Source organism: Leptothrix cholodnii SP-6 (assembly GCF_000019785.1).
GTDB lineage: Bacteria > Pseudomonadota > Gammaproteobacteria > Burkholderiales > Burkholderiaceae_C > Sphaerotilus > Sphaerotilus cholodnii.
Genome location: NC_010524.1, coordinates 3,717,377 through 3,731,827, shown reverse-complemented (window position 1 = coordinate 3,731,827; position 14,451 = coordinate 3,717,377). Strand labels below are relative to the sequence as shown.

Below are 14,451 nucleotides of genomic sequence, written 5' to 3'. Positions count from 1 at the left end.
GTGGACCCCACCGTGCAGCAGTTCCTCAACTTCATCAACGGCGAATTCGTCGCCACCGGCAAGACCTTCGAGAACCGCGCGCCGGTCGACAACCGCGTGCTGGGCCTCGTGCACGAGGCCGGTCAGCGCGAGGTCGACGCGGCGGTGGCGGCGGCGCGCGCCGCGCTGAAGGGCCCGTGGGGCCGCATGAGCGTGGTCAAGCGGGTCGAGCTGCTGCACGCGGTGGCCGACGAGATCAACCGCCGCTTCGACGACTTCCTGGCCGCCGAGATCGCCGACACCGGCAAGCCGCTGAGCCTGGCCTCGCACATCGACATCCCGCGCGGCGCGGCCAACTTCAAGGTCTTCGCCGACATCGTCAAGAACGTGCCGACCGAGAGCTTCGAGATGACCACCCCCGACGGTGGCACCGCCGTCAGCTACGGCCTGCGCACGCCGGTGGGCGTGGTCGCGGTGGTCTGCCCGTGGAACCTGCCGCTGTTGCTGATGACCTGGAAGGTCGGCCCGGCGCTGGCCTGCGGCAACACCGTGATCGTCAAGCCGAGCGAAGAAACACCCGCCACCGCCACGCTGCTGGGCGAGGTGATGAAGGCGGTCGGCGTGCCCGACGGCGTCTACAACGTGGTGCACGGCTTCGGCCCCGGTTCGGCCGGCGAGTTCCTGACGAAGCATCCGGGCGTCAACGCCATCACCTTCACCGGCGAGACGCGCACCGGCGAGGCCATCATGGCGGCCGCGGCCAAAGGCGTGCGGCCGGTGTCGTTCGAGCTGGGCGGCAAGAACGCCGGCATCGTGTTCGCGGACGCCGACTTCGACAAGGCGGTGGCCGGCATCACGCGCAGCGCGTTCGAGAACTGCGGCCAGGTGTGTCTCGGCACCGAGCGTGTCTACGTGCAGCGGCCGATCTTCGACCGCTTCGTGGCCGCATTGAAGGACAAGGCCGAGGCGCTCCAGATCGGCCCGTCCGAGCAGCCCGGCGTCGGCCTGGGTCCGCTGATCTCGGCCGAACACAAGCAGAAGGTGCTCGGCTATTACGCCAAAGCCAAGGCCGAAGGCGCGACGATCGTGACCGGTGGCGGCGCGCCGCAGATGCCCGGCGCATTGGCCGAAGGCCATTGGGTGCAGCCGACGATCTGGACCGGCCTGCCCGAGAGCGCCAGCGTGATCCGCGAGGAGATCTTCGGACCCTGCTGCCACATCGCGCCCTTCGACACCGAGGACGAAGCCATTGCGCTGGCCAACGCCACCGACTACGGCCTGGCCACCACGGTGTGGACGCAGAACCTCGGCACCGCGCACCGCATGGCCAGCGCGATCGAAGTGGGGCTGTGCTGGATCAACAGCTGGTTCCTGCGCGATTTGCGGACGGCGTTCGGCGGCGCCAAGGCCTCGGGCATCGGCCGCGAGGGCGGGGTGCATTCGCTGGAGTTCTACACGGAGCTGAGGAACGTGATGATCAAGCTGTGAGCGGGATCCCGCACGGCCAGTACCAGGGGGCTTCGGCCCCCTTACACATGCGCCTGCAGCACCACCCGATCCCGCTCGATGATCCGCCGGAAGCCTTCGCTGGTCGTGGCCCAGTCCACGACATCCACCTTCCACGGCAGGTCGGATTCGGCAAACGCCTCGGACAGCGCGGCCTGCTCATCGAGGCTCAGGGGCGCATCGCCCAGTACCGCCAGATCGAGGTCTGAATAGGGCTTGGCACTGCGGCGGGCGCGCGAACCGAAGGCCCAGACCTCCCGGCCCGGCACCTGCTGCTGCAGGATCGCCCGCACGATGGCCCATTGCGCGGGCTGGATGTCCACGTCCGGCACCGCGCTCACCGGCTCGGAAGACCGGCTCACGCCACCCTCGCCTGCAGTTGCGTGCACAGGTGGCGCGCTTCTTCCAGGAACGCAGGAATCTCGGCCACCACGACCCGTGCCACGGCTTCGTCATAGGTGTGGCTGGTCTTGCCCCGCATCTCGCGAAACAGCCGCCAGCGCGGCCAGTCGCTGAGCAGCAGTGCCTGCTCGTTGCCCGTGCGGATCAGGTCGGAGAAGGGCATGCCGTCGAACTGCGCCGCGCTGGCCGAGGCCATCTCCAGGTAGCGCTTGAGCATCTTGTGGCTCAACTCGTAGGTGAACTCGAAACGCTGGATCAGACCGTCGCGGATCTGCGTGTCGCTGATGTCCTTGCGGTAGCGGATCAGTCCCTCGTCCAGCCGTTCGATGACCTCCACGAGGGATCGCAAATCGAAGGCGATGTCGGACATGGTGGGCGGGTGGTCGTGGCCAACGACCGATGGAGCCTGGGGAGGCACCAATTTATCAGGTCGTTCCTCCGCAGAACCCTCATTGCCCGCCAGCCGTTCAGATCCATCGTCGGGCTGCTCACGGCTGCGCCAAGGCCTCGGGCATCGGCCGCGAGGGCGGCTCGGTTCGGCGGCACACTCTCGCCCGTCCGATATCACCGATACCACCGGCGCCGCTGCCGCCCCGACCATGAACCTGCTGCCCGACCTGCCGACCGTCAACCTGCTCGGCCATGACGCCCTCGACCTGGGCATCGTGGCCGTGTTCGCCGTGGTCTACCTCGGCATGTTCCTCGGCGGCCTGCCGCGCCTGAAACTCGACCGCTCGGGCGTGGCGCTGCTCGGTGCCATCGCCGTGATCGCCATCACCGGCCAGCCGGTCGAGGACGCCGCCCGCGCGGTCGACCTGCCGACCATCGTGCTGCTGTTCGCCTTCATGGTGGTGTCGGCGCAGATGCGCCTGGGCGGCTTCTACACCGCGGTGACGCGCCGGGTGGGCGCCATGCCGTTGTCGCGCCGCGGCCTGCTGGCGGCGCTGATCGCGGTGGCCGGCGCGATGTCGGCGGTGTTCTCCAACGACATCGTCTGCCTGGCGATGACGCCGGTGGTGGCGCAGCTGTGCCTGCAGCGCCGGCTCGATCCGGTGCCGTTCCTGATCGGCCTGGCCTGCGCGGCCAACATCGGCTCGGCCGCCACGCTGATCGGCAACCCGCAGAACATGCTGATCGGCTCGGTCATGCAGCTGCCCTTCGGCGGCTACGTGCGCCAGGCCTTGCCGCCGGTGGCGCTGAGCCTGGCGCTGCTGTGGCTGTGGCTGGCCTACGGGCCGGGCGCGTCGCACGTGCAGGCGCCCGAGGCGCTGCGGCCGACCGAACTCGACCCCGACGACGCCGCCCCGCTCGACCCCTTCCAGACCGCCAAGGGCCTGCTGGTGGCCGGCGCGCTGATGCTGATTTTTTTGTTCACCGACTGGCCGCGCGACGTGGCGGCGCTGGTCGGCGCGGCCGTGCTGCTGCTGAGCCGGCGGCTGCATTCATCGCACGTGATGGGTTTTGTCGACTGGCAACTGCTGCTGCTGTTCATCGGCCTGTTCGTCGTCAACCATGCGTTCGAGCGCACCGGCCTGGCCTCGCAGGCCGTCGCCTGGCTGGCCGGCCACGGCGTGCACCTGGCCGACCCCGGCCCGCTGCTGGTGGTGGGCGTGGCGCTGTCGAATGTGGTCTCCAACGTGCCGGCGGTGATGCTGATGCTGCCGCACCTGAAGGGCGAGGCGGCCGGCGTGACGCTGGCGCTGGTCAGCACCTTCGCCGGCAACCTGCTGCTGGTGGGCTCGATCGCGAACCTGATCGTGGTGGATCTGGCGCGCAAGAGTGGGATCGAGATTGACTGGAGGCAGCATGCGGTCACGGGGATTCCGGTCACGCTCGGGACGTTGGGGCTGGTGTGGGGGTGGTTGAGTTGGAGCGCTTGAACTCGGCCTGCAAGGCACGGATTCGTGCAAGCAGTTCGTCGAGATGACTTGCATGTCGTCGACGCCGCTCAGCGTTCGTGACTGACGAAGCGTTGGCGCATGCGGCGGGTGTCGCTCCCGCGTCGCCACACGCGCATGAGGAATCGAGCGGCGCGTGCCAGCGCGTTGTCCAGCGCCGTGCGCCAGTCGTTCGCCACGCAGGCGACCACCATCGACCCGACGCCATCGGTGCGCAGTTCCACCTGGCAGCGTTTGTCGATGCCGCCGCGCGGACCGTTCACGTCCGACATCTGCACCTCGGCGCGTGGCACCAGCCAGCTCAGGCGTCGCAACACGAAGCGCACACGGCGCTCCGTCAGATCGCGCAGTTCGGTGGCTTGCGGATGGCGGGACTTGAAGAGCACTTGCATCACGGATCTCGATCGGTTGGGGAGACAGCGGAAATTTGAAGCGCCAGGCGATTCTGTGAAAGCAGTATTTAGTGAACGCCAACATCGAACAAACCTGAACGTGAGACAAGGCTTCCACCGCAGGCTCCGCGGTGTGTACCTGTGGCCGCGACACTTTCGCAACACGGGCCAAACCATCTGAGCAGGCCTGCCATTTTGTGCGCCACAGATTCGGTTATTACGAAATGAAAGTCATGTAAGTTCTGCTTTTTCGGAACCTTGTTGGAGCCCACATTCGGACGTGTTCACACTTCTCCACTCACGAAAGGAAGGACACTGCCATGCGCTCCTACCCCCGCAACAGCTCCGAAGCCGCCGCACGCATCGTGGCACTCGTCGTCATTGCCGACGGCTATGTCTGCCGTTCGGAGTTCGATGCATGGAACCAGCTAGACGGGCCGCGTGAGCTGGGCCTGGCGTCCGACGGCATGCCGCGCATCGTCCAGTCCCTGTGCGAGGACCTCCTGCTCGATGCCTATGCCGGCGGATCGATGATGGCCTGCGTGGATGACGGCACGTTGGCGTCGCTGATGGCCGAGGTGGACGACCCAGCGCTTCAACGCAAGGTGCTGCGGCTCGCAATCGCTGCCGCACGCGCCGACCGGCATCTTGCCGACGGGGAAGCCCTGGTCTTGGCGGCTGCTCGCCGCTATTGGGGCATCGGTGACGAGGCCCAGGCTGGCAGCCTCGTCGCGGCCGACCCTCCGTCCGCCTGAACGGCAGCGCTCAGGCGCGCGCCGCGGCGATCACCTGCAGCACCAATGGGTGATGCTGCCCGCGGCGCGAGCGGATGGCGTGGATTTCCTCCTTCACGTCGTCGCAGCGCCCGAGCAGGTGCAGGCCCTGCATCAAGCCCACGTCACTCGCACCCAGGCTGCTGATCGGGAACACGCCCAGCCCGCGCGCAGCAAACACCGCCAGCAGCGCGCTGTCCTCGAACTCGCCGACGATGCGCGGCCGCAGGCCCTGCGTGTCGAACCAGTGGTCCAGTGTCGAGCGCAGGGCCGAGTGCCCTGTGGGCAGCAGCACCGGCAGGTCATTCAGCGACTGCGGAAAACGGTCGCGCTCGGTCGTGCCGACCAGCCTGGCCGGGCCGTACCACTCCACGGGTGATTCGACGAGCCGTTCGCTCACGAGGCGCAGGTTCGGATTGCGCGGTGCGGCCTGTCCGGCCAGCACCAGGTCGAGGTGGTGCAGTGCCAGTTCGGCCAGCAGCTGCTCGAACTCTCCCTCGTGGCAGACCAGCCGCAGGTTGTCGGTGGCCAGCACCGGCTCCAGCAGCGCATGGGCGGCGAGCTTGGAAATGCCGTCCGACAGCCCGACCGCCAGCCTCGCCACCTTGCCGCTTGCCGCCTCGCGCACCTCGTCGGCGATGCACTGGCCCAGCTGGAAGATCTCCTCGGCACGCGCGAAAGCCGCCTGGCCCGCCTCGGTAAGGGCCACGCCACGCCCCGAGGGCTTTAGCAATTGATGGCCCAGCGACTTCTCCAGCTCGCGCACCTGCGCGCTGATCGTCTGTATGGCCATGTCCAGCCGCTCGGCGGCGCGGGCAAAGCCGCCCTCCTTGGTGACGACCCAGAAGTAATGGAGATGGCGGTAGTTCAACATGCATCCTCCGGTTCGGAAAATCCGAATGCTAGTTGCGATTCAATCTGATTTATTCGATGCAGGCGGATCCCCACACTGTCGATCGGTCCATCGCCAACGGAGAAGCCACCGTGTTCCATGCCCTCAGCGGGTTCATCGGCGTCACCGTCTCCGCCTCGCGCCTGGGCGCCGAGAAGCGATGTTGCTGCAATCCCTTGAACAAGCTGAACCATGGACTTCCTGCTCCCCTTCCTGACATCCGACTTCCTCGGCAAGCCAGCCTGGGTCTGGCTCGCCTTCGTCGGCATCGTGGTCGCGCTCCTGGCTTTCGATCTGGGCGTTCTGCACAAGGACGACCACGCGATCGGCGTGCGAGAGAGCCTGCTGCTCTCCGCCGGATACATCAGCGTGTCGCTGCTCTTCGGTGCCTGGGTCTGGTGGTACCTGGGCGCGCAAAGCGGCATGGACTACTACACCGGCTTCCTGATCGAGAAGTCGCTGTCGATGGACAACGTCTTCGTCATCGCGCTGATCTTCAGCTTCTTTGCAATCCCGCGGCAGTACCAGCACCGCGTGCTGTTCTGGGGCATCCTGGGCGTGATCGTGTTGCGCGCCATCATGATCGGCCTCGGCACCACGCTGGTCAGCCAGTTCAGCTGGGTCCTTTACCTGTTCGGTGCCTTCCTGATCTTCACGGGCATCAAGATGTGGATCGTCGCCGACCACATGCCCGACATCGCGAACAACCCGTTGTTGCGGTTCCTGAAAAGGCACATGCGCGTCACCGACGGGCTGCGTGGCAACGCCTTCTGGGTGAGCCAGCCCGACCCGGCCAGCGGCAAGTCGGTGAGGTTCGCGACGCCGCTGCTGCTGGCGCTGGTGCTGGTGGAGTTCGTCGATCTGATCTTCGCGGTCGACTCGGTGCCGGCGATCTTCGCCATCACGACCGACCCGTTCATCGTCTACACGAGCAACATCTTCGCCATCCTGGGTCTGCGCGCGCTGTACTTCGCGCTGGCGGCGATGATCCACCGCTTCAAGTACCTGAAGTACGCGCTGGCGCTGGTGCTGGTGTTCATCGGCTCGAAGATCTTCCTGGTCGGCATCATCGGCAAGATTCCCGCGGTGATCTCGCTTGGCGTGACCTTCGGCCTGATCGCCGGTGGTGTGCTGGTGTCGCTGTGGAAAACCCGCAGGCAGCCCGCTGTTGTCGAGCCTGCATGACGCCGCCGCGGCCTTGCGTGACGAGCGAGTGTCGATGCAGGTCCTCGTGCAAGCCCACGGTTCAGATCCGTCCATTCGAGCGGCCGGCTGAGCCGGACCTGTGGCAGCCCCGTGTCAGCGAACGATGCCGAGTTCCTCGCGCTGGCCACCCTTGAAGGTGTAGAGCGTCAGCGCACCGTTCCTGATGTCGCCCTTTTCGTCGAACGCGATGGTGCCGGTGACGCCGGGGTAGCTGATCTTCTGCAGCTCCGGCAGGTACTTGGCCGGGTCGGCAGACTTCGCCTTGACCATTGCCTCGACCATCACCTTGGTTGCGTCGTAGGTGTAGGGCGAGTAGATCTGGACCTCGGCGCCGAACTTCTTCTTGAAGTCGGCCTTGAACTTGTCGAACGCCGGCCGCTGCGCCGCGTCGACGCCGCCGGCGATCGCGCAGACGACCTGGCCGTCGGTCATCTGGCCCGAGGCGAGCTTGGGCAGCTCGCCGGTGCAGACGCCGTCGCCGCCGACGAACTTCGCCCGGATGCCGAGCTGCTTCATCTGCCGCAGCATCGGGCCGGCGACCCCGTCCATGCCACCGTAGAAGATGACGTCGGGCTTGGCCGCCTTGATGCCGGTCAGGATGCTGGTGAAGTCGGTCGACTTGTCGCTGGTGAACTCGCGCTTGGCGATCGTCGCGCCGGCGGCCTTGGCGGCTTTCTCGAACTCGCTGGCCACGCCCTGGCCGTAGGCGGTGCGGTCGTCGATGACCGCGATGGTCTTCGCCTTCAGCGTCTGCACCGCGTAGCGGCCGAGTGCACCGCCGAGCTGGGCGTCGTCGGCCACCATCCGGAACGTCGTCTTGAAGCCCTGGCGGGTGTACTGCGGGTTCGTCACCGACGGCGCGATCTGCGCGATGCCGGCGTCGGCATAGATCCGCGCCGCGGGAATCGCGGTGCCCGAGTTCAGGTGGCCGACGACGCCGTTGACCTTGTTGTCGACGAGCTTCTGCGCGGCGGCAGTACCCTGCTTCGGGTCGCCGGCGTCGTCCTCGGCGAGCAGCTCGAAGCGGGCCGGACGGCCGCCGATCTGCACGCCCTTGGCGTTCAGTTCCTCGATCGCCATCCGCACGCCGTTCTCGTTGTCATGCCCGAGGTGCGCGGCGGGGCCGCTGAGCGCGGCGACGTGGCCGATCTTGACGACGAGGGGCTGCGCTGCGTGCGCGGACAGGGCGAAACAGGCTGCGGCGATGCAGCCCAGGCGCAATGAGGTGGTGGTCATGAAATCTCGTTTGGCAACTCTGCAGAGTTCATCCACGGCATCGGTCCGTTTGCCTGAGAGTTTCCGGGGCGGTTGCTCCTTCGGCGCCGCGCGGGTGGCACGCGGACTCTCCCGATGCCGCTCGGGCTCGTGGCCGGCAAGGCGGTCGGCGGGTGACCTCGGCCTTGCGGTGAAGCTGGCAATTGTGCCCGATGCTCGGGTTAACCCGCATCGACGTCGTCAGGTCATCACGGTTTCTTCAAGCGCCGGTCCCCACGTCCTACCCCCTCACCACCGCCAGAAACGCCGCCAACACCGGCGACCCATCCCCGCGCCGGTGGATGCAGCTCAGCTCGATGTCCTTCAGATACGAACATTCGAGCGGCCGGTAGGCCACGCCCGGCAGGCGCAGGCTCTCGCTGCTGGCGGTGGTGATGCACGCACCAAAACCCCCCGCCACCAGCGCGATGGCGGTCAGCACGTCTTCCACCTCCTGCTCCACCAGCAGCGGCGTGCCCTCGCGCGCAAACGCCTGCATCACCTGCTGCGCCAGGCCGGGCAGCGGCAGGTTGGGGTAGAGGATCAGCGGCTCGCCGGCCAGGTCGGGGATGGACACGCTGGCCTGTGCGCACAGCCGGTGCGTGTCGGGCAGCGCCACGCGCATGCGCTCGCGCAGCACGGTCTCGATCACCAGATCGGGCTCGGGCGGCACCAGGCGGTTGAAGCCGACGCTGATGCGGCGCTCGCGCAAGGCGTCGAGCTGCTCGGCCTTGGTCATCGTGTGCAGCACGATGCGCACCTCGGGCCGCTGGGCGTGGAAACGCGCCAGCAGCCGCGGGATGACGTCGAGCACGCCCGACCCGAACAGGCCGACGTCGAGCCGGCCGATTACGCCCTGGCCGGCGGCGCGGGTGCGCTCGCGGGCGCGCTGCGCCAGCGTCAGCAGGTTGGGCACCTCGTCGAGCAGGGTCTGGCCGGCTTCGGTCAGCTCCACGCCCTTGGGGGTGCGGATGAACAGCGCCGTGCCCAGCTCGGCTTCGAGCGCGTGGATCTGGCGCGTCAGCGGCGGCTGCGCCATGTGCAGGCGCTCGGCGGCGCGGCCGATGTGGCGCTCCTCGGCCACGGCGAGGAAATAGCGCATCTGCTTGAGGTCCATCGGCGGGCTTCGGCGGGTGGTCTAACTCGATACCTTTATGGTATCGAGATCGCAATATTCGGTATTGGACAGTATGGCTCGCGCTGCCTATCGTTGCGACCGTCAGACCTCATCGCCAGGTCTCCGTAGCCCAACGATCACGAGGAGGCTCACCGCATGAGCCAGCAGCAGAGCCCCACCGCCGCCAACCCCGAAATCGGCCAGCGCATCCGCACCGGCGCGTTTCACAGCAACGTGCACGACCTCGGCCGCGCTCACCCTGGCCAGCCGCCGGTGCTGCTGATCCACGGTTCCGGGCCGGGTGTCAGCGCCTGGGCCAACTGGCGGCTGGTGATGCCGGTGTTGGCCCAGGATCGGCGTGTGATCGCGCCCGACATGGTCGGCTTCGGCTACAGCGACCGGCCCGAAGGCATCACCTATTCGATGGACACCTGGGTGCAGCAGGCCATCGACCTGCTCGACGCGCTCGACCTGCCGCAGGTCGATCTGATCGGCAACAGCTTCGGCGGCGCGCTGGCGCTGGCGCTGGCGATCCGCGCGCCGCAGCGAGTGCGCCGGCTGGTGCTGATGGGCTCGGTCGGCGTGCCCTTCGAGCTGACGCCGGGGCTGGACGCCGCCTGGGGCTACCAGCCCTCGATCGAGGCGATGCGGCACCTGCTCGACACCTTTGCCTTCAGCCGCAAGCTGGTCACCGACGAGCTGGCGCAGCTGCGTTACCAGGCCAGCATCCGGCCCGGTTTCCAGGAATCGTTTTCTGCGATGTTCCCGGCGCCGCGCCAGCAGTGGGTCGACGCGATGGCCAGCCCCGAGGCGGCGATCCGCGCGCTGGCGCACGAGACGCTGATCGTGCACGGCCGCGAGGATCAGGTGATCCCGCTGCAGACCTCGCTGACGCTGTCGCAGTGGATCCCGAACAGCCAGCTGCACGTCTTCGGCCATTGCGGCCACTGGACGCAGATCGAACACAGCGCGCGTTTTGCGCAGCTGGTGTCGAACTTCCTGGCCGAAGCCGACACGCCGGCCTGAACCCAGAAATCGCCCCGACATCGCCCGACACGGACAACCGAGAACCCCATGGACGCACTCACCATCCAACGCTACGGCGACGAGCTCTACCAGGCGCTCGTCAGCCGCGAGGCCGTCGAGCCGCTCACCAACCGCGAGCCCGGCATCACCATCGACGACGCGTACCAGATCCAGCTGCGCGTGATCCAGCGCCGGCTTGATGCCGGCGAGATCGTCATCGGCAAGAAGATCGGCGTCACCAGCAAGGTGGTGATGGACATGCTGGGCGTGAACCAGCCCGACTTCGGCCACCTGCTGTCGGGCATGGTGTTCAACGAGGGCGAGCCGGTCGACACCGCCAAGCTGATCGCACCCAAGGCCGAGGCCGAGGTGGCCTTCATCCTGGCGCGTGACTTGACCGGCCCGGGCGTGACCGCGGCCGACGTGCTGCGCGCCACCGACTGCGTGATGCCGTGTTTCGAGATCGTCGACAGCCGCATCCGCGACTGGAAGATCAAGATCCAGGACACGGTGGCGGACAACGCCTCCTGCGGCGTGCTCACGCTCGGCGGCACCCGCCGCAGCCCGCGTGACATCGATCTGGCGCTGGCCGGCATGGTGCTCGAGAAGAACGGCGAGATCGTCAGCACCTCGTGCGGCGCCGCGGTGCAGGGCTCGCCGGTCAACGCGGTGGCGTGGCTGGCCAACACGCTCGGGCGCCTGGGCATCAGCCTGAAGGCGGGCGATGTGATCCTGTCGGGATCGCAATCGCCGCTGGTGCCGGTCAAGCCGGGCGACAGCCTGCATTGCAGCGTGGGCGGGCTGGGCAGCACGTCGGTGCGGTTTATTTGAGCCCCCACGCTCCCTGGCGGTCGCTGCCCCCCGAGGGGGCTCAGGCAGCGGACCGGCAGAGCCGGATCCACGCCTGCACCTTGCTAAAGAAAGACACACCATGGCACTGAATCGCACCGACATCGAGGCGCTGGCCGCCCACCTGGAATCGGCCGAGCTGGAGGCGCGCGACGTCACCAAGATCACCGACGATTTTCCGCTGATGGACTGGGCCGATGCCTACGACATCCAGGACGAGATCCGCCGCCGCAAGGAAGCACGCGGCCACAAGACCGTGGGCCTGAAGGCGGGCCTGACCTCGTTCGCCAAGATGAAGCAGATGGGCGTGGACACGCCGTGTTTCGGCTTTGTCAGCGACTACATGGCGCGCCCGGATGGCGGCGAGATCAAGGTCTCCGAGCTGATCCACCCGAAGGTGGAGGCCGAGATCTGCATCGTCACGAAAGCGCCATTGCGGGGCCCCGGTTGCCACGTTGGCGCGGTGCTGGCGGCGATCGACTTCGTGCTGCCGGCGGTCGAGATCATCGACAGCCGCTACCGCGACTTCAAGTTCGACTTGAAGAGCGTGATCGCCGACAACACCTCGGCCTCGCGCTTCGTGATCGGCGGGCGCTCGCGCAATGTCGAGGCGCTCGATCTGCGCACGCTCGGCGTGGTGCTGGAGAAGAACGGCCAGATCGTCTCGATGGCCGCCGGCGCCGCGGTGCTGGGGCATCCAGCCGCGGCGGTGGCGATGATGGCCAACCACCTGGGCGCACGCGGCCAGGAGATCCCGGCCGGCACGTTCATCATGACCGGCGGCGTGACCGAAGCGATCGCGGTGCAGGCCGGCGACAGCGTCAACGTGCGCTTCCAGGACCTCGGCTCGGTGTCGATGCGTTTCGTCTGAACACAGGAATCCAACCATGAAGAAGATCAAGTGCGCCCTGATCGGGCCCGGCAACATCGGCACCGACCTGCTCGCCAAGCTGCAACGCAGCGCCGTGCTGGAGCCGGTCTGGATGGTCGGCATCGACCCCGAATCCGACGGCCTCAAACGCGCCCGCGAGATGGGCATCAAGACCACGTCTGACGGCGTCGACGGACTGATTCCGCACATGAAGGCCGACGGTGTGCAGATCGTCTTCGACGCCACCAGCGCCTACGTGCACGCCGAGAACTCGCGCAAGGTCAACGAACAAGGCGCGCTGATGATCGACCTGACACCCGCGGCGATCGGGCCGTTCTGCGTGCCGCCCGTCAACCTGAAGGCGCATGTCGGCTCGGGTGAGATGAACGTCAACATGGTGACCTGCGGCGGGCAGGCCACGATCCCGATGGTGGCGGCGGTTTCGCGTGTCCAGCCGGTGGCGTATGGCGAGATCGTCGCCACCGTGTCGAGCCGCTCGGTCGGACCGGGCACACGCAAGAACATCGACGAGTTCACTCGCACCACGGCCGGTGCGGTCGAGAAGGTCGGTGGCGCCAGGAAGGGCAAGGCCATCATCGTCATCAACCCGGCCGAGCCGCCGCTGATGATGCGCGACACGGTGCATTGCCTGACCGAAACCGAGCCCGATCAGGCCGCGATCACAGCCAGCGTGCACGCCATGCTGGCCGAGGTGCAGAAGTACGTGCCGGGCTACCGGCTGGTCAACGGGCCGGTGTTCGACGGCAACCGTGTGAGCGTGTTCCTGGAGGTCGAAGGCCTGGGCGACTACCTGCCCAAGTACGCCGGCAACCTCGACATCATGACGGCCGCCGCCGCCCGCACCGCCGAGATGTTCGCCGAGGAAATCCTCAAGGGTGAACTGGTCCTGCAACCCACCGCCGTTGCGGCCTGAGAGGGAGACACATCATGACTGTGCAAGGCAAGAAGATCACCGTCCACGACATGACGTTGCGGGATGGCATGCACCCGAAGCGTCATCTGATGACGCTGGAGCAGATGAAGAACATCGCCACCGGCCTGGACGAAGCGGGCGTGCCGCTGATCGAGGTCACGCATGGCGACGGGCTGGGCGGCAGCTCGGTCAACTACGGCTTTCCGGCCCACAGCGACGAGGAGTATCTCGGCGCCGTGATCCCGCTGATGAAGCAGGCCAAGATCTCGGCGCTGCTGCTGCCGGGCATCGGCACGGTCGAGCATCTGCACATGGCCAAGGATCTGGGCGTGCACACCATCCGCGTGGCGACGCACTGCACCGAGGCCGACGTCAGCGAGCAGCACATCACCGCCGCGCGCAAGCTCGACATGGACACGGTCGGCTTCCTGATGATGGCGCACATGGCCAGCCCCGAGAAGCTGATCACGCAGGCCAAGCTGATGGAAGGCTACGGCGCCAACTGCATCTACGTGACCGACTCGGCCGGCTACATGCTGCCCGGTGACGTGAAGCTGCGCCTCGAAGCCGTGCGCGCCGCGCTGCGGCCCGAAACCGAGCTGGGTTTCCACGGCCACCACAACCTGGCGATGGGCGTGGCGAACTCGGTGGCTGCGGTCGAGGCCGGCGCCAACCGCATCGACGCGGCGGCGGCGGGCCTGGGTGCGGGTGCGGGCAACACGCCGATGGAAGTCTTCATCGCGGTATGCGATCGCATGGGCATCGAGACCGGCGTCGACGTGTTCAAGATCCAGGACGTGGCCGAGGACCGGGTCGTGCCGATCATGGACCACATCATCCGCGTCGACCGCGACTCGCTGACGCTGGGCTACGCGGGCGTGTATTCGAGCTTCCTGCTGTTCGCCAAGCGGGCCGAGAAGAAGTACGGCGTCAGCGCGCGCGACATCCTGGTCGAGATGGGCCGCCGCAAGATGGTGGGCGGCCAGGAAGACATGATCGAGGACACCGCGATCACGATGGCACGCGAGCGCGCCGGCTGCGCCGCCGCCTGAATCACGCCCACTCATCGACCCCCGAACCCGCCCGGAGAACCCCATGCCCTTTGCCCAGATCTACCTGCTGGAAGGCCGCACCGAAGACCAGAAACGCGCCGTGATCGAGAAGGTGACGGCCGCGCTGGTCGAAGCGCTCGACGCGCCTCAGGCAAACGTCCGCGTTTGGATCCACGACATGCCCAAGGAGAACTGGGGCATCGCCGGCAAGTCGGCCAAGGACCTCGGACGCTGAAGCCGGTGTGGCCGCAGGGATCGAGGGTGTCGGCGGGGTATTGATGTTGGTCAAGAACTCGCGCC

17 protein-coding genes and 1 riboswitch are annotated in these 14,451 nt (G+C 67.2%); of the genes, 10 read left to right on the top strand and 7 right to left on the bottom strand.

Annotated elements, in window-relative coordinates:
- Nucleotides 1-12: 12 nt before the first annotated feature.
- Nucleotides 13-1,467: a 2-hydroxymuconic semialdehyde dehydrogenase gene (locus tag LCHO_RS16720; protein WP_012348359.1), complete on the top strand. Its 1,455-nt coding sequence runs from the start codon at nt 13-15 to the stop codon at nt 1,465-1,467.
- Nucleotides 1,468-1,508: 41 nt separating this feature from the next.
- Here LCHO_RS16720 and LCHO_RS16715 read toward each other — a convergent pair whose 3' ends face one another.
- Together LCHO_RS16715 and LCHO_RS16710 are read right to left on the bottom strand one after the other, a co-directional pair.
- Nucleotides 1,509-1,847 carry a nucleotidyltransferase family protein gene (locus LCHO_RS16715; protein WP_012348358.1) on the bottom strand — a complete coding sequence of 113 codons (339 nt, stop codon included), beginning with the start codon at nt 1,845-1,847 and terminating at the stop codon, nt 1,509-1,511.
- Nucleotides 1,844-2,257: an HI0074 family nucleotidyltransferase substrate-binding subunit gene (locus LCHO_RS16710; protein WP_012348357.1), complete on the bottom strand. Its 414-nt coding sequence runs from the start codon at nt 2,255-2,257 to the stop codon at nt 1,844-1,846. The genes LCHO_RS16715 and LCHO_RS16710 overlap by 4 nt, the downstream gene beginning before the upstream one ends.
- A gap of 229 nt (nt 2,258-2,486) precedes the next feature.
- On the opposite strand from LCHO_RS16710, the gene LCHO_RS16705 reads away from it, so the two are divergent.
- Nucleotides 2,487-3,767: an anion transporter gene (locus LCHO_RS16705; RefSeq protein WP_012348356.1), complete on the top strand. Its 1,281-nt coding sequence runs from the start codon at nt 2,487-2,489 to the stop codon at nt 3,765-3,767.
- A gap of 68 nt (nt 3,768-3,835) precedes the next feature.
- On the opposite strand, the gene LCHO_RS16700 is transcribed toward LCHO_RS16705, so the two are convergent.
- A complete protein-coding gene (locus LCHO_RS16700; RefSeq protein WP_012348355.1) occupies nt 3,836-4,177 on the bottom strand; it encodes a hypothetical protein in 342 nt (113 codons plus the stop codon).
- Nucleotides 4,178-4,497: 320 nt separating this feature from the next.
- Here LCHO_RS16700 and LCHO_RS16695 point away from each other — a divergent pair, with 320 nt between their 5' ends.
- On the top strand, nt 4,498-4,932 hold the full coding sequence (locus tag LCHO_RS16695; RefSeq protein WP_012348354.1) for a hypothetical protein: 435 nt from the start codon (nt 4,498-4,500) through the stop codon (nt 4,930-4,932).
- 10 nt (nt 4,933-4,942) lie between these two features.
- On the opposite strand, the gene LCHO_RS16690 is transcribed toward LCHO_RS16695, so the two are convergent.
- Both LCHO_RS16690 and LCHO_RS23480 read right to left on the bottom strand, forming a co-directional pair.
- Entirely contained in the window at nt 4,943-5,824 is an 882-nt protein-coding gene (locus LCHO_RS16690) for a LysR family transcriptional regulator (protein WP_012348353.1), read from the bottom strand.
- Nucleotides 5,818-6,036 carry a hypothetical protein gene (locus LCHO_RS23480; RefSeq protein ID WP_150105505.1) on the bottom strand — a complete coding sequence of 73 codons (219 nt, stop codon included), beginning with the start codon at nt 6,034-6,036 and terminating at the stop codon, nt 5,818-5,820. The genes LCHO_RS16690 and LCHO_RS23480 overlap by 7 nt, the downstream gene beginning before the upstream one ends.
- On the opposite strand from LCHO_RS23480, the gene LCHO_RS16685 reads away from it, so the two are divergent.
- Nucleotides 6,035-7,027, top strand: a complete 993-nt coding sequence (locus LCHO_RS16685) for a TerC family protein (protein WP_012348352.1) — start codon at nt 6,035-6,037, stop codon at nt 7,025-7,027. The two genes, LCHO_RS23480 and LCHO_RS16685, sit on opposite strands and share 2 nt — an antisense overlap.
- A 114-nt stretch (nt 7,028-7,141) precedes the next feature.
- Here LCHO_RS16685 and LCHO_RS16680 read toward each other — a convergent pair whose 3' ends face one another.
- Nucleotides 7,142-8,284, bottom strand: a complete 1,143-nt coding sequence (locus LCHO_RS16680) for a branched-chain amino acid ABC transporter substrate-binding protein (RefSeq protein ID WP_012348351.1) — start codon at nt 8,282-8,284, stop codon at nt 7,142-7,144.
- Between the two features lie 31 nt (nt 8,285-8,315).
- Nucleotides 8,316-8,408, bottom strand: a riboswitch (glycine riboswitch).
- 135 nt (nt 8,409-8,543) lie between these two features.
- Nucleotides 8,544-9,419, bottom strand: coding sequence for a LysR family transcriptional regulator (locus tag LCHO_RS16675; RefSeq protein WP_043704411.1), 876 nt, complete (start codon nt 9,417-9,419; stop codon nt 8,544-8,546).
- A 156-nt stretch (nt 9,420-9,575) separates the two neighbouring features.
- Here LCHO_RS16675 and LCHO_RS16670 point away from each other — a divergent pair, with 156 nt between their 5' ends.
- From LCHO_RS16670 to LCHO_RS16645, 6 genes are all read left to right on the top strand, one after another.
- Complete coding sequence (locus tag LCHO_RS16670) at nt 9,576-10,445, top strand: alpha/beta fold hydrolase (protein ID WP_012348349.1); 870 nt, start codon at nt 9,576-9,578, stop codon at nt 10,443-10,445.
- Nucleotides 10,446-10,493: 48 nt separating this feature from the next.
- Nucleotides 10,494-11,276: a 2-oxopent-4-enoate hydratase gene (gene dmpE, locus LCHO_RS16665; protein ID WP_012348348.1), complete on the top strand. Its 783-nt coding sequence runs from the start codon at nt 10,494-10,496 to the stop codon at nt 11,274-11,276.
- A gap of 100 nt (nt 11,277-11,376) precedes the next feature.
- On the top strand, nt 11,377-12,165 hold the full coding sequence (dmpH, locus tag LCHO_RS16660; protein ID WP_012348347.1) for a 2-oxo-3-hexenedioate decarboxylase: 789 nt from the start codon (nt 11,377-11,379) through the stop codon (nt 12,163-12,165).
- Between the two features lie 16 nt (nt 12,166-12,181).
- The gene (locus LCHO_RS16655; protein WP_012348346.1) at nt 12,182-13,099 is read left to right on the top strand and encodes an acetaldehyde dehydrogenase (acetylating); all 918 of its coding nucleotides are present in this window, start codon (nt 12,182-12,184) and stop codon (nt 13,097-13,099) included.
- 14 nt (nt 13,100-13,113) lie between these two features.
- Nucleotides 13,114-14,151, top strand: a complete 1,038-nt coding sequence (gene dmpG, locus LCHO_RS16650; protein WP_012348345.1) for a 4-hydroxy-2-oxovalerate aldolase — start codon at nt 13,114-13,116, stop codon at nt 14,149-14,151.
- 43 nt (nt 14,152-14,194) lie between these two features.
- Entirely contained in the window at nt 14,195-14,386 is a 192-nt protein-coding gene (locus LCHO_RS16645) for a 2-hydroxymuconate tautomerase (RefSeq protein WP_012348344.1), read from the top strand.
- The last annotated feature ends 65 nt before the right edge of the window (nt 14,387-14,451 follow it).